23 protein-coding genes and 1 riboswitch are annotated in these 26,351 nt (G+C 56.8%); of the genes, 19 read left to right on the top strand and 4 right to left on the bottom strand.

Features of this window, described 5'->3' with window-relative positions; translation table 11 throughout:
* The first annotated feature begins 239 nt into the window (after positions 1 to 239).
* The 16 genes from nifH (at position 240) to ACZ5RI_RS07960 (ending at position 18,820) form a co-directional block, all read left to right on the top strand.
* Positions 240 to 1,124, top strand: coding sequence for a nitrogenase iron protein (gene nifH, locus ACZ5RI_RS08035; RefSeq protein WP_464510757.1), 885 nt, complete (start codon positions 240 to 242; stop codon positions 1,122 to 1,124).
* Between the two features lie 72 nt (positions 1,125 to 1,196).
* Positions 1,197 to 2,645 carry a nitrogenase molybdenum-iron protein alpha chain gene (gene nifD / locus ACZ5RI_RS08030; RefSeq protein ID WP_464510753.1) on the top strand — a complete coding sequence of 483 codons (1,449 nt, stop codon included), beginning with the start codon at positions 1,197 to 1,199 and terminating at the stop codon, positions 2,643 to 2,645.
* Between the two features lie 12 nt (positions 2,646 to 2,657).
* Positions 2,658 to 4,181, top strand: coding sequence for a nitrogenase molybdenum-iron protein subunit beta (nifK, locus tag ACZ5RI_RS08025; protein WP_464510750.1), 1,524 nt, complete (start codon positions 2,658 to 2,660; stop codon positions 4,179 to 4,181).
* 18 nt (positions 4,182 to 4,199) lie between these two features.
* Positions 4,200 to 5,576 (top strand): nitrogenase iron-molybdenum cofactor biosynthesis protein NifE, encoded by a 1,377-nt coding sequence (nifE, locus tag ACZ5RI_RS08020; RefSeq protein WP_464510747.1) that lies wholly within the window; start codon positions 4,200 to 4,202, stop codon positions 5,574 to 5,576.
* A 1-nt stretch (position 5,577) separates the two neighbouring features.
* Positions 5,578 to 6,936, top strand: a complete 1,359-nt coding sequence (gene nifN / locus ACZ5RI_RS08015) for a nitrogenase iron-molybdenum cofactor biosynthesis protein NifN (RefSeq protein ID WP_464510745.1) — start codon at positions 5,578 to 5,580, stop codon at positions 6,934 to 6,936.
* Positions 6,914 to 7,408, top strand: a complete 495-nt coding sequence (gene nifX, locus ACZ5RI_RS08010) for a nitrogen fixation protein NifX (protein WP_464510741.1) — start codon at positions 6,914 to 6,916, stop codon at positions 7,406 to 7,408. Before nifN ends, nifX begins: the two co-directional genes overlap by 23 nt.
* Before the next feature lie 6 nt (positions 7,409 to 7,414).
* A complete protein-coding gene (locus ACZ5RI_RS08005) occupies positions 7,415 to 7,870 on the top strand; it encodes a NifX-associated nitrogen fixation protein (protein ID WP_464510737.1) in 456 nt (151 codons plus the stop codon).
* 86 nt (positions 7,871 to 7,956) lie between these two features.
* Complete coding sequence (fdxB, locus tag ACZ5RI_RS08000) at positions 7,957 to 8,241, top strand: ferredoxin III, nif-specific (RefSeq protein WP_464510733.1); 285 nt, start codon at positions 7,957 to 7,959, stop codon at positions 8,239 to 8,241.
* A 199-nt stretch (positions 8,242 to 8,440) separates the two neighbouring features.
* A complete protein-coding gene (locus ACZ5RI_RS07995; RefSeq protein WP_464510729.1) occupies positions 8,441 to 8,782 on the top strand; it encodes a HesB/IscA family protein in 342 nt (113 codons plus the stop codon).
* Positions 8,779 to 9,150: a NifU family protein gene (locus tag ACZ5RI_RS07990; RefSeq protein WP_464510725.1), complete on the top strand. Its 372-nt coding sequence runs from the start codon at positions 8,779 to 8,781 to the stop codon at positions 9,148 to 9,150. Before ACZ5RI_RS07995 ends, ACZ5RI_RS07990 begins: the two co-directional genes overlap by 4 nt.
* The gene (nifV, locus tag ACZ5RI_RS07985; RefSeq protein ID WP_464510721.1) at positions 9,150 to 10,325 is read left to right on the top strand and encodes a homocitrate synthase; all 1,176 of its coding nucleotides are present in this window, start codon (positions 9,150 to 9,152) and stop codon (positions 10,323 to 10,325) included. The genes ACZ5RI_RS07990 and nifV overlap by 1 nt, the downstream gene beginning before the upstream one ends.
* Positions 10,322 to 10,645: a nitrogenase-stabilizing/protective protein NifW gene (gene nifW / locus ACZ5RI_RS07980; RefSeq protein WP_464510718.1), complete on the top strand. Its 324-nt coding sequence runs from the start codon at positions 10,322 to 10,324 to the stop codon at positions 10,643 to 10,645. Before nifV ends, nifW begins: the two co-directional genes overlap by 4 nt.
* 65 nt (positions 10,646 to 10,710) lie before the next feature.
* Positions 10,711 to 14,271, top strand: a complete 3,561-nt coding sequence (nifJ, locus tag ACZ5RI_RS07975; protein WP_464510715.1) for a pyruvate:ferredoxin (flavodoxin) oxidoreductase — start codon at positions 10,711 to 10,713, stop codon at positions 14,269 to 14,271.
* A gap of 252 nt (positions 14,272 to 14,523) precedes the next feature.
* Positions 14,524 to 16,161 (top strand): tannase/feruloyl esterase family alpha/beta hydrolase, encoded by a 1,638-nt coding sequence (locus ACZ5RI_RS07970; protein WP_464510712.1) that lies wholly within the window; start codon positions 14,524 to 14,526, stop codon positions 16,159 to 16,161.
* A 229-nt stretch (positions 16,162 to 16,390) separates the two neighbouring features.
* The gene (locus ACZ5RI_RS07965; RefSeq protein WP_464510709.1) at positions 16,391 to 16,756 is read left to right on the top strand and encodes a hypothetical protein; all 366 of its coding nucleotides are present in this window, start codon (positions 16,391 to 16,393) and stop codon (positions 16,754 to 16,756) included.
* A 69-nt stretch (positions 16,757 to 16,825) separates the two neighbouring features.
* Complete coding sequence (locus tag ACZ5RI_RS07960; protein ID WP_464510705.1) at positions 16,826 to 18,820, top strand: TonB-dependent receptor; 1,995 nt, start codon at positions 16,826 to 16,828, stop codon at positions 18,818 to 18,820.
* A gap of 92 nt (positions 18,821 to 18,912) precedes the next feature.
* On the opposite strand, the gene ACZ5RI_RS07955 is transcribed toward ACZ5RI_RS07960, so the two are convergent.
* Positions 18,913 to 20,070 (bottom strand): aldo/keto reductase, encoded by a 1,158-nt coding sequence (locus ACZ5RI_RS07955; protein ID WP_464510701.1) that lies wholly within the window; start codon positions 20,068 to 20,070, stop codon positions 18,913 to 18,915.
* Between the two features lie 184 nt (positions 20,071 to 20,254).
* Between ACZ5RI_RS07955 and ACZ5RI_RS07950 the strand changes: the two genes are divergently transcribed.
* On the top strand, positions 20,255 to 21,148 hold the full coding sequence (locus ACZ5RI_RS07950) for a LysR family transcriptional regulator (RefSeq protein WP_464510698.1): 894 nt from the start codon (positions 20,255 to 20,257) through the stop codon (positions 21,146 to 21,148).
* A gap of 43 nt (positions 21,149 to 21,191) precedes the next feature.
* On the opposite strand, the gene ACZ5RI_RS07945 is transcribed toward ACZ5RI_RS07950, so the two are convergent.
* Positions 21,192 to 21,599, bottom strand: a complete 408-nt coding sequence (locus tag ACZ5RI_RS07945; protein ID WP_464510694.1) for a MerR family transcriptional regulator — start codon at positions 21,597 to 21,599, stop codon at positions 21,192 to 21,194.
* A 68-nt stretch (positions 21,600 to 21,667) separates the two neighbouring features.
* Between ACZ5RI_RS07945 and ACZ5RI_RS07940 the strand changes: the two genes are divergently transcribed.
* Positions 21,668 to 22,273: a cation efflux transmembrane domain-containing protein gene (locus tag ACZ5RI_RS07940; RefSeq protein ID WP_464510690.1), complete on the top strand. Its 606-nt coding sequence runs from the start codon at positions 21,668 to 21,670 to the stop codon at positions 22,271 to 22,273.
* A gap of 224 nt (positions 22,274 to 22,497) precedes the next feature.
* Here the strand turns inward: ACZ5RI_RS07940 and ACZ5RI_RS07935 are convergent, their stop codons facing one another.
* Both ACZ5RI_RS07935 and ACZ5RI_RS07930 read right to left on the bottom strand, forming a co-directional pair.
* Positions 22,498 to 23,148 carry a hypothetical protein gene (locus tag ACZ5RI_RS07935; RefSeq protein ID WP_464510688.1) on the bottom strand — a complete coding sequence of 217 codons (651 nt, stop codon included), beginning with the start codon at positions 23,146 to 23,148 and terminating at the stop codon, positions 22,498 to 22,500.
* 1 nt (position 23,149) lies between these two features.
* Positions 23,150 to 23,824, bottom strand: a complete 675-nt coding sequence (locus ACZ5RI_RS07930; RefSeq protein ID WP_464510686.1) for a flavodoxin — start codon at positions 23,822 to 23,824, stop codon at positions 23,150 to 23,152.
* Between the two features lie 320 nt (positions 23,825 to 24,144).
* A riboswitch (cobalamin riboswitch) is annotated at positions 24,145 to 24,361 on the top strand.
* A 113-nt stretch (positions 24,362 to 24,474) separates the two neighbouring features.
* On the opposite strand from ACZ5RI_RS07930, the gene ACZ5RI_RS07925 reads away from it, so the two are divergent.
* The gene (locus tag ACZ5RI_RS07925) at positions 24,475 to 26,313 is read left to right on the top strand and encodes a ribonucleoside-diphosphate reductase subunit alpha (protein ID WP_464510683.1); all 1,839 of its coding nucleotides are present in this window, start codon (positions 24,475 to 24,477) and stop codon (positions 26,311 to 26,313) included.
* Positions 26,314 to 26,351: the final 38 nt, after the last annotated feature.

Here is a 26,351-nt window from a genome sequence, read left to right as displayed (position 1 = left end):
CCCGGACATAGCGCAGACCGAGGGCAAGTTTCCGACATGTGCCCAACCGCACAGAGATGTCAGCCCTTGTCTGTTTCACAACAGAGAAAATAGCCGCAACACGGTGAAGAATGTCAGCAATGGCCGTAATCGGTACATTTTTGCATCCGGGGCACTCTGGCACGCTCGTTGCAGCATTGGGGGCAGGCGGGCCGAAAGGCTCATCCACGACCTTCGCGTAATCAATAAGGAGCTTTACGATGGCAGCGCTGCGACAGATCGCTTTTTATGGCAAGGGTGGCATTGGCAAGTCGACCACCAGCCAGAACACCTTGGCCGCATTGGCCGAAATGGGCCAAAAAATTCTTATTGTCGGTTGCGACCCCAAGGCCGACTCCACCCGTCTTATCCTGCATGCCAAGGCACAGAACAGCGTGTTGTCGCTGGCGGCCGAAGCCGGCAGCGTCGAAGACCTTGAGCTTGAGGATGTGCTCAAGGTTGGGTACCGGGATATCAAATGCGTGGAATCTGGCGGGCCGGAACCGGGCGTCGGTTGCGCAGGCCGGGGCGTTATCACCTCGATCAACTTCCTCGAAGAAAACGGCGCCTATGAAGGCGTTGACTATGTCTCCTATGACGTGCTGGGCGACGTGGTGTGCGGCGGGTTCGCCATGCCGATCCGTGAAAACAAGGCGCAGGAAATTTACATCGTTATGTCGGGCGAGATGATGGCGCTCTATGCCGCCAACAACATTTCGCGCGGCATTCTGAAATATGCCTCGACCGGCGGCGTGCGTCTGGGCGGGCTGATCTGCAACTCGCGTATGACCGACAAAGAGCTCGATCTGGCCGAAGCGCTTGCCAAGAAGCTCAACAGCAAGCTGATCCATTTCGTGCCGCGCGACAATATCGTGCAGCATGCCGAACTGCGTCGCATGACGGTGCTGGAATATGATCCGGAATGTCAGCAGGCAGAAGAATATCGCCAGCTTGCCCGCAAGATCCATGAAAATGGCGGCAAGGGTACCATCCCGACGCCAATCACCATGGAAGAGCTGGAAGATATGCTGATGGAATTCGGCATTCTCAAGCCCGAAGACGAAACCATTGTTGGTAAGGCCAAAGCGGCCGCACCGGCTGCGTAAATATAGTCTGGTCGGTTCCCATATCCGGCCCTTACCGAAAATGACCTGAACGTAAAAGCAGGAGTTTAGATTATGGACGCAGAAGCAAAAGCGGAACGCCGCAAGCTGGTCGCCGATGTCCTCGCCGAATATCCCGAAAAAACCGCAAAGAAACGCGGTAAACACATCAACGTCTATGACGAAGGCAACTCCGATTGCGGTGTCAAATCCAACATCAAGTCGGTTCCTGGCGTGATGACGGTTCGCGGCTGCGCTTATGCCGGTGCGAAGGGCGTGGTATGGGGACCGATTAAAGACATGGTGCATGTCAGCCATGGCCCGGTGGGCTGTGGCCAGTATTCCTGGGGCCAGCGGCGTAATTATGCCAACGGCATCATGGGGGTGAACAGTTGGGTGGTGATGCAGGTCACTTCTGACTTTCAGGAAAAAGACATCGTCTTCGGTGGTGACAAAAAGCTGGATAAGGTGATCGACGAGATCGAGACCATATTCCCGCTTAATCGCGGCATCTCGGTGATGAGCGAATGTCCGGTCGGTCTCATCGGTGACGACATTGAGATGGTATCAAAGCGCAAAAGTAAAGAAATCGGTAAAGTAATCGCGCCGGTGCGTTGCGAAGGTTTCCGTGGTGTATCGCAATCACTCGGTCACCATGTCGCCAACGACGTGATGCGTGACTATATGGTCGATCCTTCGGCCAAAAAGGAAGCGACTTTCGAGCCCAGCCCCTATGATGTGCTGCTGGTTGGCGATTACAATATTGGTGGCGATGGCTGGGCCAGCCGCATGCTGATTGAAGAAATGGGCCTGCGCGTCATCGGCCAATGGTCGGGTGATGCCTCGGTCGCGGAAATCGAGAACGGTACCAAAGCCAAACTGGCACTGATCCACTGCTACCGTTCGATGAACTATATCTGCCGCCACCTTGAAGAAAAATATCAGGTGCCATGGCTCGAATTCAACTTCTTTGGCCCGACGCGGATTGCCGAAAGCTTGCGCGCCATTGCCGAGAAGTTTGATGACAAGATCAAAGAAGGGGCAGAACGCGTTATCGCTAAGTATCAGCCGATGGTCGATGCGGTGGTTGCCAAGTACAAGCCACGGCTTGAAGGCAAAAAGGTCATGCTCTATGTCGGCGGCCTGCGCCCGCGTCACGTTTCCGATGCTTACGGCGACCTTGGCATGGAAGTCACGGCCACCGGGTATGAATTTGCCCATGCCGATGACTATCAGCGTACCACCCATTACATCAAAGATGGCACGCTGGTGTATGACGATGCCTCGGAATACGAGCTTGAGCGCTTTGCACAAGGCTTAAATCCCGATCTGATCTGCTCGGGCATCAAAGAAAAATACGGTACACAGAAGCTGGGTTATCCCTTCCGCCAGCTACATTCCTGGGACTATTCCGGCCCCTATCACGGCTATGATGGCTTCGCCGTATTTGCCCATGACATGGATCTGGCCGTCAATAACCCGGTGTGGAAGATGACCAAAGCACCGTGGAAAAAATCTGCGTAAAGGAGCCCGACCATGCAAACTGCTGATGACATTAAAGACCACTCGCGGCTTTTCAAAAATCCCGAATATCTTGAACTGTTCGAGAAGAAGAAAGAGTTTGAGTGTCCGCATAGCCCTGAAGAAATTGAAAAACAGGCCGAATACATCAATTCATGGGAATACCGTGAAAAGAATCTCGCCCGTCAAGTTCTGACCGTCAATCCGGCCAAGGCCTGCCAGCCGCTGGGGGCGATGTTCGCCTCCGTCGGCTTTGAAAAGACCCTGGCTTTCAACCATGGTTCACAGGGCTGCACCGCCTATTTCCGGTCGCATCTGGCCCGCCACTTCAAGGAACCCTGCCCGGCCGTCTCGACCTCGATGACGGAAGATGCGGCAGTTTTCGGCGGCATGAACAATTTGATCGAGGGGCTATCCAACGCCTACACGGTCTATAAGCCAGACGTTATCGCCATCTCGACCACCTGCATTGCCGAAGTCATCGGTGATGACCTGACCGCCTTCATTCAGAACGCCCGTGAAAAGGGTAGCATTCCGGCCGATTTCCCGGTTGCACAGGCCCATACCCCGTCCTTCGTCGGCAGCCATGTCACCGGCTATGACGCCATGGTCAAGGGTATGCTCAAGCTGTTCTGGGAAGGGGCCGAGCGTACCGAGAACGAGAGCATCAATATCATTCCGGGCTTTGACGGTTTCTGTGTCGGCAATAACCGCGAACTCAAGCGGATGCTGAATGAATTTGGTCTGGAAACAACCATCATTTCGGATGCGTCAGACTTCTTCGACTCGCCGACCGATGGCCATTACAATATGTTCAACGGTGGTACGCCGATTTCGGCCGTCAAAGCCTCGATCAACGCCAAAGCCACCATTGCGATGCAGAAATACTGCTCGGGTAACACGTTGGAATTTGCCAAGGAAAAGGGTCAGAAAACCGCATCGTTCCATTATCCGATGGGTGTCGGGGCCACGGATGATTTCCTGATGAAACTGTCGGAGATTTCCGGCAAGCCAATTCCGGAAAGCCTGGAAAAAGAACGTGGTCGTCTGATCGATGCTATGGCAGACTCCTCGAACTGGCTGCATGGCAAGACCTATTCGATCTTCGGCGATCCCGATTTTGTCTACGGCATGGCGCGCTTCATCATGGAACTGGGGGGGGAGCCGATCCATCTTCTGGCGACCAACGGGTCTAAGGAATGGGCGGCGGAAATGACCGAGCTTCTGAAGACCAGCCCGTATGGTGCCAAGGGGCAGGTCTGGGCCGGCAAGGATCTGTGGGCGATGCGTTCGTTACTTGCCACTGAGCCATCCGATTTTGTCATCGGTAGTTCTTATGGCAAATATTTCGAGAAGGACTTAGGCATTCCGCTGATCCGCCTGACCTTCCCAATTTTTGACCGCCATCACCACCATCGCTTTCCGACCTGGGGGTACCAGGGGGGCTTAAGGGTTCTGGTCACCATTCTTGACAAGATCCTCGACAAGCTCGACGCCGACACGATGGAGGCAGGTATTTCCTTCGATCTGGTGCGTTAAACTACGAAATGGGGCGGCATGCGTAAAGAACAGCTACAAGCGCTTTTTAATGAACCGGACTGCGATAAAAACCAGTCGAAAAGCGATAAACTCCGCAAAGCGGGTTGTGCCGGGCAGTTAAAGCCCGGTGCCACCGCCGGTGGCTGTGCTTTTGACGGTGCCAAGATTGTTCTGCAACCAATCACCGATGCCGCCCACCTTGTTCACGGCCCCATCCCCTGCGAAGGCAACAGCTGGGACAGCCGCAATGTTCATTCCTCCGGCCCGCAAACCTACCGCACCGGATTTACCACCGATGTTGGCGAACTCGACATTGTCTATGGTGGTGAGAAAAAACTCTATCATGCCATTAAAGAAATCGCTGAGCGGTTCGACCCGCCGGCGATTTTTGTCTATCAGACCTGTGTTACCGCCATTATCGGCGATGATATTGTCAAAGTCTGTAAGGTCGCGCGTGAGCGCCTGAACAAACCGGTTATACCGGTGGTCGCCCCCGGCTTTGTCGGCAAGAAAAACCTCGGCACTAAGCTGGCCGGGGAAACCCTGCTCGAATATGTTATCGGTACGGAAGAGCCGGACGATATCGGCCCCACCGACATCAATCTGATCGGCGAATATAATGTCGCCGGGGAATATAATCAGATTAAGCCGCTGTTTGATCGCATCGGCATCCGTGTGCGCGCTTCGATCACCGGCGACGCCCGCTATCACGATATTACCAAGGCCCACCGCGCCCGTGTCAACATGATGGTGTGCAGTCAGGCCCTGATGAATCTTGCCCGCAAGATGCAGGAACGCTGGGATATCCCCTATTTCGAGGGATCGTTCTATGGCATTGGCGAAACCAGTATGGCGCTGCGCCGCATCGCTCACATGCTGGTCGAACGCGGCGCAGACCCTGCGCTGATTGACCGGGCCGAGGCCGTTATCGCCGAAGAAGAAGCCAAAGCCTATGCCCGCCTCGCCCCTTTTCGTGAGCGGGTCGCAGGTAAACGGGTGCTGCTCTACACCGGCGGGGTCAAAACCTGGTCGGTGGCATCAGCCTTGCAGGAAGCTGGGATGGTTGTCATCGGGTCCTCCATGCGTAAAGCGACAGAAGACGATAAAGTTCGCGCCCGCGCCATTCTTGGCGAGGCAAGCCCCCTCTATGGCACCATTCCGCAGCGCGAAATGTTTCGCATGCTGAAAGAAGGTCAGGCCGACATTCTGCTTTCGGGTGGGCGGACACAGTTCATCGCCTTAAAAGCCAAGCTGCCCTGGCTGGATATCAACCAGGAACGTCATCACCCCTATGCCGGCTATGATGGCGCGGTCACGCTGATCGAAAATATCGACCGCGCCATTGGCAATCCGATCTGGGCGCAAATTCGCACCAAGGCACCGTGGGAGACGTAAGATGGACAATGCCGCACCGCCACGCAAAGCGTGCACCGTCAACCCACTCAAACTGAGCCGACCGCTGGGCGGTATCATGGCCTTTCTGGGGCTGGACGGTTCGGTTCCGGTGATCCACGGGGCGCAGGGCTGTACCGCCTTTGGCCTGGTGCTGCTGGTCAAACATTTTCGTGAATCCATCCCGTTTCAAACCACGGCGATGAGCGAAGTCAGCACCATTTTAGGCGGTGGCGATAATCTTGAACAGGCCATTCTCAATATCGCCGAACGCAGCCATCCAAAAGTTATCGGCATCTGTTCCAACGGCCTGATCGAAACCCGTGGCGAGGATATCGACGGCGATCTCAAACGCATTCAAAGCCGTCACCCCGAACTAGCCGATACCGCGCTGATCCATGCCGCCACGCCGGATTATAAAGGCGCGTTTCAGGATGGCTGGTCCGATGCGCTGACCGCCATCGTTAAGAAGCTGGTTACCCCCAGCACCAAACACCATTCCCGCCAGATCAATATTCTGGCTGGCAGCCACCTGACCGCCGCTGATATCGAAGACATCCGCGAATGTGTTGCCGCCTTTGGGCTGGAGCCGCTGGTGCTGCCCGACATTTCCGGCTCGCTCGACGGCCATCTCACCGACGACTTCACCGGCACCACCAATGGCGGCACCCGGGTCGAGGAAATTCGTCGCATGGGGGCCTCGATCGCCACGCTGGCGATTGGTGAACAGGTGCGCGAAGCGGCTAATCTGCTGGAAACCCGGTGTCACATCCCGTCTTATCTGTTCCCGCGCCTGACCGGTCTGTTACCTTGCGATGAATTCGTCGCCACACTGTCACGGCTGGCAGGCAGACCGGTGCCATCGCGGATACGCCGCCGCCGCAGTCAGTTGCTGGACGCCATGCTTGACGGGCATTTTTATTTTGGCGGCAAGAAGGTGGCGATCGCGGCCGAGCCGGATCTGCTTTTTGCCTACAGCCAGTTTCTCAATGAAATGGGGGCAAAAATTTCCTGTGCGGTGACCACCACCACATCGCCCATTCTCGATAACATTCCTGCCGATCATGTCATCATCGGCGATCTTGATGATGTTGAATGTAACGGGGTCGGCAGTGATCTGTTGATTTCCAATTCACAAGCCCGCCGCACTGCTGCCCGCATGGGCATCCCCCTGATCGCCGTGGGCATGCCGCTGTTTGACCGGCTGGGTGCTGCCCACCGGCTGTCGGTGGGCTATCGCGGCACCCGCAATCAGATCTTCGACATTGCCAACCAATTTATCGCACAAGATTCCAATGCGGAATCCGAACACCAACCCCACACCGCGCCAGGAGGTTCCCATGCGGCGATTGCAGCTCATTGACCCGGCGGCAGACAACAGCGCCAATGACGGTACCAGCGAAGGTGCCATCGCAGGCGGGCTTAAGATTGCCTTTGCCACCACCGATATGCACCGGGTCGATGCCCATTTCGGCAGTGCCCCGGTTTTGATGATCTATGAAATCGGACTTGAAAAACACCGCCTGCTCGAGGCCATCGCCTTTGACGAGCTTTGCGACGAAGATGGCGGCCATGCCGACGAGAACGAGGACCGTATCGAAGCCAAGGTTCAGGCCCTGACCGGTACCGTCATGCTGTTTGTCTGCGCCATTGGCGGCGGGGCGGCGGCGCGGGTGGTCAATAACCGGATCTATCCGATCAAGCTACCCGCGCCGGAATCCATTGCCTCAGTTATTGCGCGGGTTCAGGGCATGTTGCGCGGTTCGCCGCCACCCTGGCTGCGCAAGCTGCTGGCACCAAAGCCGGAAAATCAGTTGGATTTTGTCGAGGATTAAAGTGCCATGGCGCTCACTGAAGCAGAGACACGTAGCCAGCCATTCGTGAAAATGTTGATTGCCCAGATCCGGGCCCGCGATAGCTATGGCGTGTGGGATGGCAAGAATGATGCCGAATTGCTCGAACCTTTTCTGATCGATAAGGAAAAGGCTAAGTTGATCCCCATTATCGGCGACCCCGATCCCGATACGCTGGACCGGGTCGAACAATTTTACAGTGCCATCGGGCTCAGTGTCGAACAGCGCTGCGGTAAAGTCGCCGCACCGATCATGCAGATAACGCCGGAAGGCTTCGGTCGCATGGTGCTGACTTGTGGGCGGCTGGTGGTGATCAACAAAGTCCTGCGTGACATTCACCGCTTCGGCTTTGCCAGCCAGGAGACACTGGCTCAGGCCGGCGATGCGCTTGTTGCCGAGGCTTTGGACTGGATTGGGCGCTACCCTGCCCTGGCCGACGTATAACCCAAAAATGTAATTACCGGTTCCGGAAATTACAGACAACGAAGAATTACCGACAGCGAACAATCACTGACAAGGAAGGAAGTGTCATGTCTGATCATCCCAGCTTTACCCGCGGCGGCGCCCCCTGGGAACCGGTTTACCTTCTGGCCATTAACGGCGAAACCTGCCTGGGCTGCGGCCGCTGCTTTAAGGTTTGTGGCCGTGACGTTCTGGCCATGCAGGCGCTCGACGAGGATGGCGAAGTCACCGAAGAAGAAGGCGAAGCCGAACGCTTTGTCATGACCATTGCTCATGCGGATGACTGCATCGGCTGCGGTGCCTGTGCCCGGGTCTGTTCGAAAAACTGCCAGACCCATGGCGCGGCCGCATAAGAGTATTACCGAACAAACCCGCCATCGTTTGCATTGCGACAAACCCGACATCCTGCATGTCGGGTTTGTCGTTTCCGGCATGGCGTTCCGGCGCAAAACCCACGCGTTGTCCTGCCACGTAGGCTTCGCCGCTGTTGGCATGTCCCTTGCGTAGAGCTGACTGTGTGATTGCTAACAGCGAGGTACAAACGTGCTGGAAGTGACGCAAACGGCAACCGAGGCCATTCGCGGCGTTATCGCCGAAGCAGGTCCCGATATTGTTGGTTTACGTATTGCCGTGGCAAGCGGGGGCTGCGCCGGGATCCGCTATGATATGTTTCTTGATAGCGCGACGCAGGAAGGCGACGATATTCTGATGCTGAATGGCGTCACGCTGCTGGTCGATAGCGACAGCATGCGCCTTCTGGAAGGCACCACCATCGATTTTCGGAACGATTTACCCGAGGCCGGATTTGTTTTCGACAATCCCAACGCCCAGGGGCTGTGTAGCTGCTCAGGCGGCAGTTGCGGCGATGATGCCGCCAGTGGAGGATGGCAATGACCGATCAAAGCGTTATCGAGACCTATGATGCCGTACCGGCCAATGCGGCAGGTATCACGGCAACCCTGCTGGAAACGCCGGCAAATGCCCCCTCTCTGACAGCCCCTTCTCTGGCCGAGCAGGTTACCAAAGCACTGGAGGAATTACGTCCCCATCTGCAACGCGATGGTGGCGATATCGAACTGGTTGAAATCGATGGCGATATCGTTGTGGTCGACATGAAGGGTTCCTGCGTCGGCTGTGCGCTGTCGTCGGTCACGCTGGCCGGGGTCCGCAAGAAGTTAATTGATGCTGTGGGCCGCCCATCCTTACGGGTGGTACCGAAATCCGCCATTGTCTCCATCCGTCGCATGAGGGCAGCCGTCTGATGCAGCCACGGATCGCCATAACCGACACCACCTTGCGCGATGGCGAACAAACCGCTGGCGTGGCGTTCCGACGCGAGGAAAAACTGGCGATCGCCCGGGCGCTTGATGCGGCGGGGGTAGACGAAATCGAAGTTGGTATTCCCGCTATGGGGCCGGCCGAGCAAAACGATATCCGCGCTGTGCTGGCCTTGGGGCTAAAGGCAAAGGTGATCACCTGGTGCCGGATGCATCCGGATGATCTGGCGGCGGCGCTCACCTGCGGCGCAACCTGGGTCAATCTGTCGATTCCGGTGTCCGATCAGCAACTGGCCCATAAGCTGGAACGGGATCGCGCCTGGGCCCTGAACCAGATCGATCATATGGTGCGACAAGCCCGTGCCGCCGGTCTGACCGTTTCGGTCGGGGGCGAGGATGCCTCACGCGCCGATCCGGCCTTTTTACTTTCTGCGGCCAAAGTGGCGGAAAAAGCCGGGGCACGTCGATTCCGCTTTGCCGACACGCTGGGCGTACTCGACCCCTTTGCCACCAATGATCTGATTAAAAGCCTTAGCGCAAACTTGAGTTGTGAAATTGAAATCCACGCCCATGACGATCTTGGTCTGGCCACTGCCAACTCGCTGGCTGCGGTTCTGGGCGGTGCCAGCCATGTCAGCACCACCGTGAACGGGCTTGGCGAACGGGCGGGCAATGCCCCACTGGAAGAAGTGGTCATGGCGCTGAAGCATCTTTATGGACGCCAGACCAATGTCGACCCGCGCCAGCTTGCCAAAGTGTCACAGCTGGTGGCTCAGGCTTCGCACCGACCGATCCCGGTTGGTAAAAGCATTGTCGGCGACGGCATTTTCACCCATGAATCAGGCATCCATGTCCATGGCCTGTTACGTGACAAGCGCAACTACCAGAACATTGATCCGGCCGAACTGGGCCGGGAACACCGCCTGATTATCGGTAAACATTCCGGTGCCACGGCCCTGGTGCATGCCTATCACCGGCTTGGGTTAGTGGTGGACGAAACCGGGATCCGCAGGATCCTGACCATGGTGCGCGATTTTGTTGACGACCACAAAACCCCACCTGAGGACGAGGATTTGATCCGCTTCTATACCGACTGTGTACCCCATGGGGGCCCCCATGGGGACGCAAGGCTCGCCGCCTACGGAGCAACACGCCAATGAATGAAATAACCCAGGACCTTGCTGGATTAAGCAGTGCCGAGGATTTCCTGAAATTTCTCGACATCCGCTTTGATCCGAATATAGTGGCTGTTAACCGCCTCCACATCCTCAAACGATTCAACGTATATCTTGCTGGAATCGAGGGGCTTGATCGGTTATCTGCGACACAACGCAAGGAGCAATATCGCGCGATGCTAAGCCGCGCCTATACCGATTTTGTTGGTTCGTCGGCACTCGCGGAAAAGGTTTTTCCGGTTTTTCAGCGCGGTAAACAGGGTTTTGTCGCCCTGTCCGCACTCAGACCGGAAGCACGCAAATAAGAAACGTGCACTTAAAAATAGTGGTTACGACATTAGCAGTTACGGAAAATTGAAGGAACGGCGTCATGACGGGACAGGAAATGATAACGGTCGATGGTAACGAGGCCTGCGCCTCGGTTGCCTATCGCATGAACGAACTGGCGGTGATCTACCCCATTACGCCGTCTTCGACCATGGGTGAACTGGCCGATCAGTGGGCTTCTGAAGGCCGCAAAAATCTCTGGGGCAGCGTGCTCAACGTGGCCGAGATGCAGTCTGAAGGTGGCGCCGCCGGTGCGGTGCACGGCGCACTGCAGGCCGGGGCACTGGCGACGACCTTCACGGCGTCGCAGGGGCTGCTGCTGATGATCCCCAACATGTATAAAATCGCCGGGGAACTGACACCGTTCGTCATGCATGTGACGGCGCGCACGCTGGCCAGCCACGCCCTGTCGATTTTCGGTGACCATTCCGATGTCATGGCCACGCGCCAGACCGGTTTTGCCATGCTGGCGTCTGGTTCGGGGCAACAGGCTCAGGATCTGGCTGCCGTGGCCCAGACCGCCAGCCTGAAATCCCGTGTTCCCTTCATGCATTTCTTCGATGGTTTCCGCACCTCGCATGAAGTTTCCAAGATTGTGCCGCTGTCGGATGACGACCTGCGCGCCATGATCGACGAAGGCGACATTGTTGATGTTCGTCAGCGCGCCCTGACACCGGACCGGCCCAAGGTACGCGGCACCGCACAAAATCCTGATACCTTCTTCCAGTCGGTTGAAGCCCGTAACGGATTCTATGACAATCTGCCTGAAATCGTGCAGGCTGAAATGGATCGCTTCGCCAAGATCAGCGGGCGTCAGTACAAGCTGTTTGATTATGTCGGCGCCCCCGATGCGGACCGCGTTATTGTCATCATTGGTTCCGGCGGTGAAACCGCCGATATGACCGCCGCCCATCTTAATGCCAAGGGTGCCAAGACCGGTGTGCTCAAAGTGCGCCTGTTCCGCCCCTTCGCGATAAAGGCGTTCGCTGCCGCCCTGCCCAAGACGGTCAAGGCCATTGCGGTGCTCGACCGTTGCAAGGAACCCGGCTCGGTCGGCGAACCCTTGTTCCAGGATGTTGTGACCGCGCTGGCCGAAGCCCGCGATGCCGGTCAGTTCGATGCCAGCTTTGCCCCCAAGGTGATCGGCGGGCGTTATGGCCTCGCCTCCAAGGAATTCACCCCGGCGATGGTCAAGGCCGTGTTCGACGAACTGGCCAAGCTGGCACCCAAGCGCCGCTTCACCGTTGGCATCAACGATGATGTCACCGGTCTGTCGCTGGATGTCGATGCCAGCTTCCGCACCGATGAATCCGATGTGCATCGCGCGGTATTCTTTGGTCTTGGGGCCGATGGCACGGTGGGTGCCAATAAGAACTCGATCAAGATTATTGCCAACCACACCAATCTCTATGCTCAGGGCTATTTCGTCTATGACTCGAAAAAGTCCGGCGCGGTAACGGTGTCGCATTTGCGGTTCAGCCCGCGGCCGATCCAGTCGAGCTTCCTGATTGAAGAAGCCCAGTTTGTCGCCTGCCATCACTTCGTCTTCCTCAGCCGCATTGATGTGCTGAAATACGCCGCCCATGGCGCCACGCTGCTGCTCAACGCGTCCTATCCGGCCGATGAAGTGTGGAGTCATCTGCCCAAACAAGTGCAGGAAGCCATTGTTGCAAAGGCCCTGAAAGTTTACGTTATTGATGCCGGTACCGTGGCCCGCGACAATGGTATGGGCACACGCATCAACACCATTATGCAGACCTGCTTCTTTGCCCTGGCCGATGTGCTGCCCAAGGACGAAGCCATCGCCTCGATCAAAAAGGCCATTCAAAAGACCTATGGCCGCAAGAGCCAGAAGATCGTCGAAAAGAACTTCGCTGCGGTGGATGCGACACTGGCCCATCTGGCCGAAGTCAAGGTCCCCAACTATATCGATGGCACGCCCTTGCCGCCGGTGGTGCCCGATAGCGCCCCCGAATTCGTGCGCAAGGTGATTGCCCCGATGATGGCCAGTCAGGGCGACGCCCTGCCGGTCAGCATGTTGCCGGTCGATGGCACCTGGCCGCTGGGCACCACCAAATTCGAAAAGCGCAACATTGCCGACGATATTCCGCAATGGAATCCGGAGCAGTGTATCGAATGTAACAAATGCGCCGTGGTCTGCCCGCATTCAGCCCTGCGGCCCAAGGTGGTGCCGGACGACGCGCTGGCAGGGGCACCCGAAAGCCTTAAGCACATGCCCTACAAGGGCCCGGGCTTCAAGGGCAAGTTCAGCTATCTGCTACAGGTCGCGCCGGAAGATTGCACCGGCTGCACCCTGTGCGTGAAGGCCTGCCCGCGCGAAGACGCCCTGATAATGGTTGAAAAAGACCCGGTGCTCGAAACCGAGAAGGTCAATTTCGACGCCTTCCTGGCATTGCCGGATATCGAGCGCGCCGATATGCGCCTCAACATGCGGGCGACACAGTTCATCAAGCCGCTGATCGAATTTTCCGGTGCCTGCACCGGCTGCGGTGAGACGCCCTATATCAAAACGCTGACCCAGTTGTTCGGTGATCGTCTGATGATTGCCAATGCCACCGGCTGCTCGTCGATCTTCGGCGGCAATCTGCCGACCACCCCCTACACCACGGGCAAAGATGGCCGTGGTCCGGCCTGGGCCAATTCGCTGTTTGAAGACAACGCCGAATTCGGCCTGGGTATGCGTATGGGCCTCGACCATCACAAGGAAGATGCCCTGATGCTGCTGGCCAGCCAGCCCGATGTGCCGGATGCGCTGGTGCAGGACATCATCACCGCCGATCAGACCAGCGATTCCGGTATCCGCGACCAACGCAAGCGGATCGACGATCTCAAACAGATTTTGGCCCCGCGCAACGATGCGACCGCCAAACGGCTGTTCGAGCTGGTCGATTATCTGGTCGAAAAGCAGGTCTGGATCATCGGCGGCGACGGCTGGGCCTATGATATCGGTTATGGCGGGCTTGACCATGTGCTGGCCTCTGGCCGCAACGTCAACATTCTGGTGCTTGATACCGAGGTGTATTCCAACACCGGCGGGCAGCAGTCGAAATCGACGCCGCTGGGGGCCACCGCCAAGTTTGCCACCGCAGGTAAGGCGCGCGCCAAGAAGGATCTGGCGGCCATCGCCATGGCCTATGGCGATGTCTATGTCGCCACCTGCTCGATCGGGGCCAAGGACGCCCAGACCGGACTGGCACTGCAGGAAGCCGCTTCCTACAACGGCGTATCGCTGGTCATCGCCTATGCCCACTGCATCGCCCATGGCGTGGACATGGCGGGCGGCCTCAACCGTCAGAAGGCGGCGGTGTTGTCGGGGTACTGGCCGCTTTATCGCTATGACCCACGCAAGCTGGAAGCCGGTCAGGCCCCGCTGGAGCTCGACTCCGACGAGCCTACCCTGCCGCTGGAAGAATTCATGGCCGCGGAAACCCGCTTCAAGATTACCGCCAACCATGATCCGGTGCGCTATCAGGAACTGGTGACACTGGCCAAACACAATATCGACCGTAAGTTCCGCCAGCTCAGGCAGCTGGCCATTGCCCCGGCGGAAGAAGAGGTCAAAGACCCCGTCCCGGCGCAGTAATCCCGATCAGGAAACGCCCGAAAGTCATCCCCGCCTTTGGATCCAGAGGCGGGGATTTTTTTGCCCCCGCTTCATCAAAACTAATCAAAAAATCTGATGCGTATGCCGATAAAACTGCGTTTATTCATTTTGCGTCTTAACAGTACAGTTTTGCTTTAAAGCCAGCTTTCGGATTGATCCGGGTCAATGCAAAAAATGCGCATCCGGGCACAACTGGCAGCGGCACACGGTTTCGGTATGGAGCAAAATGTTATGAGCATCACAATCCGGCTGATTTCTCTGCTGACCGGCATTACCCTGCTGGCAATACCGGCGGCAGCCTCGCCTGCGAGTTGCCAGGAGCTTAAAGGCAAGATCCTTGATGGGCAAATCACCAAGGCACAATGGGTCAAAGCGGGTGATACCCTCGATGGTGCGCAAAAAGGGGCGGCACTGACCGGGGCCGCTCAGACCACTGCAACATTTCCAGCCCACTGCCTGGTTGAAGCTGCATTGCATCCACGTGTCGGGGCCGGGGGGAAACCTTACGCCATCCGCATTCAGATGCGTCTGCCTGATGGGTGGAACAGACGCGCGTTGTATCAGGGTGGCGGCGGCATGGACGGCATTGTAAGTCCGGCCATTGGGGCCATGCCGATCCATGGCTCCACCGCAGCCCCAGCGCTGGCGCGCGGTTATGCCGTGATCGCAACCGATTCCGGCCATCAGGGGAAAAATAACAACGATGCCGACTTCGGTGCTGACCAGCAGGCCAGACTCGATTACGCCTTCACCGCGATTGGCACGGTCAGTGATGCCGGTGCCGCACTGATAAAGGCCTATTACCATCGCACCGCCGAAAAACGCTATTTTATGGGTTGTTCCAATGGTGGCCGCGAAGCCCTGATGGCGGCGCAACGTTTTCCCAATGATTTTGATGGCGTGCTAGCCTGCAATCCTGGCTTTCACCTTAGCCGTGCATCAATTGCACAGGCCTGGGATGTTGCTGCTTTCAACCGGGCAGCCCCCAAAGATGCTGACGGCAACCCCATTCTGGCCGAAGCCCTCACCCCGGCCGATATGACGCTGCTGCAAAAGGCGATCCTTGACGCCTGCGATGATAAAGACGGCCTGAAGGATGGCTCCATCGATGCCATGAGCCAATGCCATTTTGATCCGGTGGTCCTGAAATGCCCGAAAGAAAAAACAACAAGCTGTCTGAGCGATGCGCAGATTGTGGCATTAAAAGCTGTCTTTGATGGTGCGCATGATTCCAAGGGGAACGCGATATATTCGACATGGCCTTATGACAGCGGCGTTGCATCCGATCCGTGGCGAATGTGGAAGCTTGGCACATCAAAAAACGGCCAGCCCAACGCCCTGAATGCAACGCTTGGCGTTAATTCGATGCGGAATTATTTTGTCACGCCTCCCGATCCTAAGCTGGATACTGCGGCCATCAACTTTGACACCATCGTCGATCAGACCGCACAAACCGCGGTTATCAACGATGCCACCAGCACCATGCTGTCGAGTTTTCAGGCCCATGGCGGCAAGCTGCTGGTCATCCATGGCAACAGCGATCCGGTCTTTTCTGCCAATGATTTACGGGCGTACTGGCTGAAGCTGACCAGCGATAATGGTGGCGATGCCGCGTTGCGCCAATGGGCACGACTGTTCATTGTTCCGGGTATGACCCATTGCGGGGGCGGCCCGGCACTGGACAATTTTGATCCCTTAAGCGCGTTAGAAATGTGGGTTGAAAAGGGAACTGCACCGGCCCGGATTATCGCCGAAGGCGCATCCTTTCCCGGTCGCAAACGGCCACTCTGCCCCTTCCCTGAGGAAGCACATTATCGCGGGACCGGTGACACCAACGCCCCCAATAACTTTGAATGTCGCAGGCCATAAAATCTGGAACCGTGGGCGGACAACATCCGCCCGCGGTTCAAGTACGACATTTCCATAAAAAAATTATGACATCGGTGCCGAACACAAATATTTTACCCTGAAGAATAATTTACCATATGAAACGTGGCTCGCCACAATCTCGCCATTGCCAGCAGCATAGTGTAGTGCCATAGAGTTGGGCATGTTTATGGGGTGATGCGTGAACAGGCAGTTTAACAGGCATTTAGGTATGCATGCGCTGATGGCGCAGGGCTTGCCGCGCCTGCGTGCCCTGATCGCACTGTTGACGCTGGTTTTCTTCAGCACACAGACATACCTGATCCAAACCCATATCCATAATCTGGGCTTTGCCCGGGCCGCAACAGCAGCGACGCAAATCGTCACCAGCCCGGCCAGCAGCAAAGCGCCACTCGATGCCGATCAGTGCCCGCTCTGTCAGGAAGCGGCCCACAGCGGGGCCTACATCCTGCCAGCCTTTGCGGCAACACTGGCCACTACGGTCAGCTTTACGCTGGTACCACTGGCCGAAGTGCCGCGCATTTTTGCACGGGCGATAACCCATACCTGGCAGGGCCGCGCCCCACCGCACGCCTGAACGTTTTCATTCTATCGCGCCCGCTGTTTTCAGCGTGGCAAACGTTCCTGTGTATGCGGAGTTTATCCTATGTCTCGCGCTCTATTATTACGTGCCGCGTCGGTTTCGACGCTGGTCTTCACCGTCACATCCTACGCCATGGCTGATCAGAATACCGATAGCACCCCGGTTGAAACCGTGGTGGTGACGGCCTCACCACTTTCGTCGGATGCCGATGCCTCGGCCATTATCGCTGGCAAAGTCAATCGCGATCAAATTCTCGAAAGCGGTGGTATCGGGCTTGCCGATGCACTGGCCGAAGTCCCGGGCGTGACCGGTTCGGGCTTTGCCGCCGGAGCCAGCCGCCCGATCATTCGCGGGATGGATTCCACCCGTGTGCGCATGACCGAGGACGGTATCGGCAGCTTCGACGTTTCCGATGTCGGCCCCGACCATGGCGTGCCAATTGATCCCTTGTCGGCCCAGAGCATCGAGGTGGTGCGTGGCGCAGCCACCTTGCGCTATGGCAGTCAGGCCATTGGCGGCGTGGTCAATGCCATCAACAACCGCGTGCCGACCGTTCTGCCCGACGAGGATATCAGCGGCGAGGTTTCCGGCACCTATGGCTCCAATTCCAACATGGGGCAGGTGTCGGCGATGACCGATGCGCGCGTCGGCGACTGGGCCATCCATGCCGACGGCTATTACCGCAATGCCGGAAATTATGACACGCCCAAAGGCACCGAGGCCAATTCATTTTTCGTCGGCAGCGGACTTTCGCTCGGCACCAGTTATTTCTATGGCGATAACAGCCATACCGGCGTGGCGATTGTTCAGTATGATGCCAAATACGGCATCCCCAGCGACGATACCTATATCCTGATGCGCCAGACCAAAGTGCTGGAACGTACCCAGATTGACTGGGGCACCGATACGCTGGGGGCGCTGACCCTGGACGGCGGGTACGGCAATTACTCGCACGAGGAAAAGAACCCCGACGGCTCGGTCAACACCACCTTCAAGAACCGCGAGTTCGAAATGCGCGGCGAGCAGATGATTGGCGAAATCGGCCCCCTGTCGTCGTCAGCAGTTGGCTTTCAGGTCCAGCACCGCGAATATTCCGCCGTTGGCGAGGACAGCAGCTACCTTTACCCCACCAACACCACATCGGCAGCGGGCTTCCTGTTCACCGAAGCGCCGATTACCGATGCGCTGAAACTACAGCTGGGTGGCCGTTTAGAGAACGTCCACATCACCGGCACCCCGGCATCCGGCGCCTATACCACACGCGATTTCACCCCAGTCAGCGGTGCGCTCAGCCTGATGTACGACGCCAATGACTGGCTTACACTGGGGCTGACCGCCTCGACCTCGGGCCGGGCCCCGGCGCAAACCGAGCTGTTCGCCCGTGGTGGCCATGACGGCCCGCAGACCTATGAAACCGGTGATCCCAGCTTGAAGATCGAGCGCGCCAATTCGCTGGAAGGTACCGCCCGTGTGCGCAGCGACGATCTGACTATCGATGCCAGCCTGTGGAGCAGCTGGTTCGATAACTACATCTATGGCGCGCTGACCGGGCGTACCTGCGATGATGCGGGCGTTTGCGGCGGCAGCGGGGGGGATTTGCGCGAACTGAACTATACCCAGACCGGCGCACATTTCTGGGGTGGCGAAATCAAAACCTCTTACCCGCTGCTGCAAACCGGTGCGGGCAAGCTGATGGCGGAAATGCAGGCCGATTATGTCCGCGCCACACTGTCGGGCGGTGATAATGTCCCGCGCATTCCGCCCTATCATGTCGGCGGCGGCCTGACCTGGCATCAGGATAATTTCGAGGCTGGTATTGTTGCCCTGTACGCTGGGGCTCAGCATGACTTTGGCGACTATGATACGGCGACGCCGGGCTATGTTGACCTCAGCTTCCACATCTCGGTCCACCCGCTCGACAATAATCCGGGTTTTGAAATCGCCCTTTCCGGCCACAACATGACCGATGATGTGCAGCGCAACGCCGCCTCCTTCAACAAGGATACCATCATGATGCCGGGCCGCGACATCCGTCTGGTGCTGCGTCAGGCGTTCTAAGATCCGCACACAAACAAATGCAAAAGGCGGGGCCAGTCCCCGCCTTTTTATATCGGTACGCACACAATTTTATATCAGTACGCACACAATCATCAGTTTCGCGGTGGGGCCTCGACGCCCGAAAATGCCAGTATCATGTCAGGCAAACGCGCCCCCTTGGTCTGGATAGCGGCAACGGACTGGTTGAGTTCCGTGATCTCAGCCGGTGTAAACTGCACCGCATCAGCGCCGATATTTTCCAGCATATGGGCCATTTGGGTTGAACCGGGTATCGGCACGATCCACGGCTTTTGCGCCATCAGCCACGCCAGGGCAATCTGTGCCAGCGTCGCGTGTTTGCGTTGCGCCCACTTCCGGAGCAATGCGACATAGGCCAGATTATGTGGCACATTTTCCGGCGCGAACCGGGTTTCCATCCCGAGCAAATCGCCAAAATGCGTCTGTTCATCAACAGCCCCGGTCAGGAAGCCAACGCCCAGCGGGCTCCAGGGCACGAAACCAATGCCAAGCTCCTCGCAAAGCGCAAGAACCTTATCTTCCGGCCCACGCCACAACATCGAATATTCGCTCTGTACAGCACTGACCGACAGCTCGGCATGGGCACGGCGCAGCGTGTTGAGCCCCATTTCTGATAGGCCCCAGTGCAGAACCTTGCCTTCAGCCTTCAGATCTTTGATGGCACCTGCAACATCTTCGATCGGAACCTGCGGATCGACGCGGTGCTGATATAAAAGATCAATCCGATCTGTTCGCAGGCGCTTCAGCATAAATTCAACGGCGCGCTTGATGTGTTCCGGCCGGCTGGCAAGCCCCGGCCCACGAACACCCGTTTCGGGATCAATATTCCAGCCGAATTTCGATGCAATCACCACCTTGTCACGGAACGGCGCCACGCCCTCGCCCAGAATGCGTTCCACCTCCAGCGGACCATAGGCTTCGGCAGCATCAAAGAATGTCACGCCATGCTCATAAGCCGTTCGGATGATGTGCAACATCTCTGACCGGGTGGGAATCGTCGACTGATATGTGCGGCTCATATTCTGCACGCCGATACCGATGCTGGAAACCTCGAGTGTCCCCAGCTTCCGCCGCCCGCGCAGATTGGCCACCGGATAGCTGACTGTAATTGCACCGGGCTGGCCTGCGTCTTTTGCCTCGGCCGCACCGCCCATCAGCGAAGCTGCGGCAAGGCCACCGGCGGCACCAAGGAACCCGCGGCGGCCAACACCACGGCTATTTTCACCTGTCATTTCCACTCTCCTGTCACCAAAGCTGCGATCTGTATCCTGTGGGCTGGGCCTGGCTTACCCACGCCAAGACCAAGTGCAGGCATTTTCAGCGTTTAAAGTAGCCCTTAATCATTGTTCTGATTAGACTAGAAAATCCTCTTGGGTTTATGACATATTGTCATGAATGATCAGATTGGGGTGCGTGATGTGGCGTGAAGAATTAGGCAGTCTGTCGTTGTTCCTTGCCGTCGCGGACGAACGCAATTTCACGCGGGCGGCCGCGCAGCTCGGCCTGTCACAATCTGCGCTCAGCCATTCGATACGACGGCTGGAGGCAAAACTGGGGCTGCGTCTGCTGACCCGCACAACGCGCAGCGTGGCATTGACCGAAGCCGGGGAACAGCTGATCAAAACGCTCAGACCCGCCCTTGACGAGATTGATCAGAGACTTGCCGCGCTTACCGAGCTGCGCGAACGCCCGGCAGGTACGGTTCGCATCTCGACCTCGAAGCATGCGGCCACCACCATACTTTGGCCCGTCATTGACCGGCTGGCAGCAGAATACCCGGACATATCGATCGAACTGAATATTGACCATGGCCTGACCGATATCGTCAACGAACGTTTTGATGCGGGGGTACGCCTTGGGGAGAGTTTGCAAAAGGACATGATCGCCGCCCCCATCGGGCCGAAGCTGCGCATGGCCGCCGTGGGGGCACCTTCCTACTTTTCTAAACGCGGAACACCCAAAACACCGGACGAGCTGGCGCAGCACGCCTGCATCAATTACCGCCTTCCCAGTGCAGGTGGCATTTATGCGTGGGAGTTTGAAAAAGCGGGCCGCGAAGTTAAGGTCAAAACCGAAGGCCAACTTGTGCTCAACGATGGCGACCTGATTGTGGATGCCGCGGTTGCCGGGCATGGCATCGCGTTTCTGCTTGAGGATCATGTCAAAAAACAACTGGCCGATGGTTCGCTGGTACGCATATTGAATGCGTGGTGCGAGCCGTTCGATGGTTATTATCTGTACTATCCAAGCCGCCGCCAGCCCACGCCTGCGTTCAGCCTGCTGCTCAACGCACTGCGTTATAAGGGCTGATCAGCCTTTGCAGAGTGTATGGATGCACACAGCGATAACAGTATTATTTTCGCACCGGGGCCAGCGCTTCAATAATCCGGCATTCGGCAATGGTGCCATGTCCGCACTGACTGATAATTTGCTTCAGTTCGTGGCGCAGCGTGTTTAAGTCGGCCAGTTTGCGTTCCACTTCGGCCAGATGGGCACGGGCAATCTGATCGACATCGGAACAGGATCGCTTGCGGTCATCGGCAAGCGCCAGCAAGGCCCGCACCTCATCAAGCGAGAAACCAAGGTCACGGCCACGACGGATAAAACTTAAACGATCCAGATGGCTTTGATCATAGACCCGATAATTGCCGGCACTGCGCAACGGTGCGGGCAGCAGATCCATCTTTTCATAATAACGGATGGTCTCGACTTTGGTGCCGGTGACACGCGCCAGATCGCCGATACGAAATGTTTCACCCATGCCGGTTGACCCTGTAGTGACTACAGGGTTTAAATAGGCTGTCCTGTTGCGTTTTGTCGAGGAAAAACATGGCCTGTTGTCACGAATGCACCACACCACAGCCCGCACACAACGCGCAGTGGCAGCGGGTGCTGTGGATTGCGCTTATCGTTAATGGCGGTTTCTTTCTGGCCGAAATCATCGCTGGCATAGCGGCTGGATCGAGTGCGCTGCAGGCCGATGCACTCGACTTTTTCGGCGATGCGGTCAATTACGCCCTCAGCCTGGGCGTGGCGGGGATGGCACTGAAATGGCGATCACGCGCCGCAATGGTCAAGGGTGCCACCATGCTGATCTTTGCGCTGTGGGTACTGGCCAGCACACTGTGGCATCTGTTCCACGCAACCATACCGCAGGCGGGGGTTATGGGCGGCGTTGGTCTGGCGGCCCTTGTCGCCAATGGCGGTGTAGCCGTGATGCTCTATCGCTTCCGCCGTGGCGATGCCAACCGGCGCTCGGTCTGGATCTGCTCGCGCAACGACGCCATCGGCAATCTGGCCGTGATGCTGGCCGCGCTGGGCGTATTCGGCACCGGCACCGGCTGGCCCGATGCCATCGTCGCGGCCATCATGGGCGGTCTGGGGCTGTGGGGCGGCATCCAGATCATGCGTCAGGCCCATGCTGAAGAGCGATAGAGGGCGGTACAATTTTAAAAAAGCATCATTCAGGCGTATGCGCCAATTTATTCAAACAGATAGCGTGGCAACAACAACGTCGTGAGACACAAACTAGCGGAATAAACTCCTGCACGATGATGTGTTTCTCATATGTGATTACAACATCAATCTGAAGCACCCGAAACATAAAATATTTCATCCGGAAAAAAGGGGGGGTACGCCATAGCAACTTTTTTGCCCCCCTATCTACGCAACCTTTTTGAAACCTGATAGGCAGCAAAGACACCAACACTGATAATCGCGACATAGCGTATGAAATACCCAAAGGTGTCACGATCAAAATCCCAATAATCAAAACTAAACAATCCCAAAAGTTTGTAGGGAATGTCTCGCTCAAAAAAGGCATAAACACCAAAGACGATAAACAAAAACGCCACAGAACACAGAACTAAACGACTGAGGCGACCAAGCGGAGGAATCCTAAAGGTCTTGCAGATCGTTGCTGTCACCATTCGCCAATTAAGTCCCAGATGCAATGATGCCAGGATTAGCACCCAATACGCAGCCATGGCATGGACGTGACGATCTAATATTGCCACTTTAACATGCAAATATGGAAAAAGGTCGTGCGAATTCGCCAGCCCGCTGGCGATGAGCAGAAGCGAAGTAGCCAGCAGCAGCAGATTAAGCGTTGTCGTAAAAACGCGACGCGGGGGCATTGCCCCCTTTCTGATAGATGCATACCAGCGTCGCGAAATAAGGTTGTGAACTAATGCAAACGCAACAAAAGCCGTACCAATGGCTTCATGAACTAGATTGCCAGTAAGTTGATATGCAAACGCAAACAACAATAGTGCAACAAGACAAAGATCGAGAGACAGTCTTGCACGCATACTATCGCGTTGTAGCGAGTTTAAACCCGCGCACCCATGCATCAATTTCAAGACCGGCATCCGCACTGCGTGCATAACCACCAGATCCGCCGCGCAGCGCTAGGCCATCGAGGATCTTCGCTTTGGGATACCGTGCGCGGATGTCATCTGGTCCGCGACCGAGACGACTGCCTTCGTGGGTACAAAACGGCAAAATGGTCTTACCGGACAAATCGTGGTGATCCATGAAGGTAAACAACGCCATCGGCAAAGTTCCCCACCAATTGGGATAACCGATGAACACGGTGCTGTACGGACCAGTGTTTGCAACGTCACTCGCCAGTTTGGGGCGAGCATTCGTCCGTTGTTCCTCTTTCGCCACCTCGGTGGTTTCGCGGTAGTCTGCAGGATAACTGTTTACGGTGCGAATCTCGACGATGTCTCCACCTACCAGCCCATGAATATGCTGCGCCACCACACGGGTGTTCCCGGTACGGGAAAAATAAACAATCAGCGTCTTTGCGGGCTTTGGGGTGGTTTGTGCGTGCGATACTTGCGGCAACATGGATGCAAGCCCACCAACCAGCAAGCCTGCTGCTGTCTCTTTTAAAATCTTACGCCGAGACGTTTCCACGGATGACGGAGCGTTAGCATCCGTAAGATTGGCGCTTTTTTCTGTGTCGTTATGTTCTGCCATGCCACAATTCCTTATGCTTATTCAGTTCAATGTACCGCCGCATAAACTTCCATAAATATAGAGCACGACTGATCATGCGATTAGCCTATGTATCCGGCAAACTCCTATGAATGGGCCTCATAAATTCCAGACGTTAAACCTGACGCGTGAGAAGTATGATTAGCAACATCACGCTGTCATTATATGATCTTGCACTGCCGCTTATGGAAAGCGAAGCGGGCATCTGGCGTGCCCGGCGCACCGCACAGCGGAAAAGTGGCGTCAAGAATATTCTTTTTAGTTAGAACAAATATACTCCTTGACCATAACGGCTACGGTTAACATTATCTTGTGGCTACGGTTCCTCGGATTTCAACATCTAGTTAAAATTTGAGGCGAAGAGGGAAGCCGGTGAAAGCCCGGCGCTGCCCCCGCAACTGTCAGCGGCGTGGTCCGATCACAGCAGTCACTGGCGCCTGAGGTGCCGGGAAGGCCAGATCGGACGCCTTAAAGCGCCCGCGGATGAGCCAGGAGACCTGCCGAAAGCACCAGTATTCGTCCTTGGGCGGGGTGTCCCGATGGGGCGCGAAAGCTGCAGATGGCGCAAAGCCGTTTGCCGTCGCGCATCTGTCTGCCCGCTATTATTGAGCCGTTGGAGGGGAGAAGCCGTTATGACCGTTCATGTCAGCCCGATTGAGGCCGCAGCCGTTGCCGGTGGGGGCAAGCCCGTGCCGGAGGATTTGTGCCTTGACCACAGTCGAGATGCCCGGCTGACCGATTTCGGCAAGGCAACCCTGATCGACCGCTATCAGTTACCCGGCGAGAGTATTCAGCACATGTTCGCCCGCGTTGCCTGTGCCTATGCCGATGATACCGCGCACGCCCAGCGGCTGTACGATGCGATTTCGCAGTTGTGGTTCATGCCCGCCACCCCGGTCTTAAGTAATGGCGGCACCAGCCGCGGATTACCGATTTCCTGCTTCCTCAACGCGGTGCCCGATACGCTGGACGGCATTGTCGATACCTGGAACGAGAATGTGAAGCTCGCCTCCAACGGTGGCGGCATTGGCACCTATTGGGGCGGGGTGCGGTCGATCGGCGAAAGCGTCAAGGGCTGCGGCGAAACATCCGGCATCATTCCGTTCATCCGCGTGATGGACAGCCTGACACTGGCGATTTCACAAGGCTCGCTCCGGCGCGGTTCGGCGGCGGTGTATCTTGACGTCTATCACCCCGAGATCGAGGAATTTCTCGAAATCCGTACATCATCGGGGGATTTCAACCGCAAAAGCCTCAACCTGCATCACGGTGTTGCCATCACTGATGAATTCATGGAAGCGGTGCGCAATGATGCGCCCTTCTCCTTACGCAGCCCCAAGACCGGCGCCCCCTTGCGGCAGGTCAACGCCCGCCAGTTATGGCAGCGCATTCTGGAAACCCGCCTGCGCACCGGCGAACCCTATCTTCTCTATATCGACACGGTGAACCGCGCCCTGCCCGAGCATCACAAGGCGCTGGGCCTGAAGGTGCGTTCGTCTAATCTGTGCGCCGAAATCGTGCTGCCATCGGGTGAAGACCATCTGGGCAATATGCGCACGGCGGTGTGCTGCCTGTCGTCGCTCAACATTGAAACCTGGGATGAATGGTCCACCGTTCCGGGCTTTGTTGAAGATGTGCTGCGCTTCCTCGACAATGTTTTAAGTGACTTTATCGCCAACGCCCCACCCGCCATGGCCAATGCCGCCTATGCCGCGCTGCGCGAACGATCGGTCGGCCTTGGCGTGATGGGCTTTCATTCGTTTCTGCAAAGCCGTGGCATTGCCTTTGAAAGCGCCCTGGCCAAATCCTGGAACTTAAAAATCTTCCGTAAGTTACGCGCGGAAGCCGATGCGGCGTCCCACACGCTGGCCGAAGAACGCGGCCCCTGCCCCGATGCCGCAGAACAGGGCGTGATGGAGCGCTTCTCGCACAAGATCGCCATTGCCCCCACCGCATCGATCAGCATCATCTGCGGTGGCACCAGCGCCTGTGTTGAACCCATTCCGGCCAATATTTATACGCATAAAACACTGTCGGGGTCGTTCTCGGTCTATAACCCGCACCTAAAGCGCATACTGGCCGAACGCGGCGCTGATACGCCGGTGGTGTGGCAATCGATCATCGCCGCCGAAGGCTCGGTTCAGCATCTGGAGTGTCTGTCGGCGGATGAAAAGATCACCTTTCGCACCGCGTTTGAAATTGATCAGCGCTGGATCATTGAACTGGCCGCCGACCGCGCGCCGTTCATCTGCCAAAGCCAGTCGATCAATCTGTTCATCCCGAGCGATGTCCCTAAATGGGATCTGCATATGCTGCACTGGACGGCGTGGGAAAAGGGCCTCAAAAGCCTGTATTACTGCCGCTCAAAATCCCTGCAGCGCGCGGCGTTTGCCGGGGAAACGCAGGCTGCTGTCAAGGTTGATGTCGAAACAGGCCCCACCAACTATGACGAATGCCTGGCCTGCCAGTAAACGGCCTTTCAGTAACAAACGATACGCATACGGATTTG

This window comes from Micropepsis pineolensis (assembly GCF_055392125.1).
This window is presented reverse-complemented; position numbering and strand designations above follow the sequence as displayed.

Coding starts and splice junctions, on each gene's coding strand:
- nifE (WP_464510747.1), top strand. CDS start 4,200: ATGCGTAAAGAACAGCTACAAGCGCTTTTTAATGAACCGGACTGCGAT.
- ACZ5RI_RS07970 (WP_464510712.1), top strand. CDS start 14,524: ATGAGCATCACAATCCGGCTGATTTCTCTGCTGACCGGCATTACCCTG.
- nifH (WP_464510757.1), top strand. CDS start 240: ATGGCAGCGCTGCGACAGATCGCTTTTTATGGCAAGGGTGGCATTGGC.
- ACZ5RI_RS08005 (WP_464510737.1), top strand. CDS start 7,415: ATGGCGCTCACTGAAGCAGAGACACGTAGCCAGCCATTCGTGAAAATG.
- ACZ5RI_RS07930 (WP_464510686.1), bottom strand. CDS start 23,824: ATGGCAGAACATAACGACACAGAAAAAAGCGCCAATCTTACGGATGCT.
- ACZ5RI_RS07925 (WP_464510683.1), top strand. CDS start 24,475: ATGACCGTTCATGTCAGCCCGATTGAGGCCGCAGCCGTTGCCGGTGGG.
- ACZ5RI_RS07960 (WP_464510705.1), top strand. CDS start 16,826: ATGTCTCGCGCTCTATTATTACGTGCCGCGTCGGTTTCGACGCTGGTC.
- ACZ5RI_RS07955 (WP_464510701.1), bottom strand. CDS start 20,070: ATGACAGGTGAAAATAGCCGTGGTGTTGGCCGCCGCGGGTTCCTTGGT.
- nifD (WP_464510753.1), top strand. CDS start 1,197: ATGGACGCAGAAGCAAAAGCGGAACGCCGCAAGCTGGTCGCCGATGTC.
- ACZ5RI_RS07965 (WP_464510709.1), top strand. CDS start 16,391: ATGCATGCGCTGATGGCGCAGGGCTTGCCGCGCCTGCGTGCCCTGATC.
- ACZ5RI_RS07945 (WP_464510694.1), bottom strand. CDS start 21,599: ATGGGTGAAACATTTCGTATCGGCGATCTGGCGCGTGTCACCGGCACC.
- ACZ5RI_RS07950 (WP_464510698.1), top strand. CDS start 20,255: ATGTGGCGTGAAGAATTAGGCAGTCTGTCGTTGTTCCTTGCCGTCGCG.
- nifW (WP_464510718.1), top strand. CDS start 10,322: ATGAATGAAATAACCCAGGACCTTGCTGGATTAAGCAGTGCCGAGGAT.
- nifV (WP_464510721.1), top strand. CDS start 9,150: ATGCAGCCACGGATCGCCATAACCGACACCACCTTGCGCGATGGCGAA.
- nifK (WP_464510750.1), top strand. CDS start 2,658: ATGCAAACTGCTGATGACATTAAAGACCACTCGCGGCTTTTCAAAAAT.
- ACZ5RI_RS07990 (WP_464510725.1), top strand. CDS start 8,779: ATGACCGATCAAAGCGTTATCGAGACCTATGATGCCGTACCGGCCAAT.
- nifX (WP_464510741.1), top strand. CDS start 6,914: ATGCGGCGATTGCAGCTCATTGACCCGGCGGCAGACAACAGCGCCAAT.
- nifJ (WP_464510715.1), top strand. CDS start 10,711: ATGACGGGACAGGAAATGATAACGGTCGATGGTAACGAGGCCTGCGCC.
- nifN (WP_464510745.1), top strand. CDS start 5,578: ATGGACAATGCCGCACCGCCACGCAAAGCGTGCACCGTCAACCCACTC.
- fdxB (WP_464510733.1), top strand. CDS start 7,957: ATGTCTGATCATCCCAGCTTTACCCGCGGCGGCGCCCCCTGGGAACCG.
- ACZ5RI_RS07940 (WP_464510690.1), top strand. CDS start 21,668: ATGGCCTGTTGTCACGAATGCACCACACCACAGCCCGCACACAACGCG.
- ACZ5RI_RS07935 (WP_464510688.1), bottom strand. CDS start 23,148: ATGCGTGCAAGACTGTCTCTCGATCTTTGTCTTGTTGCACTATTGTTG.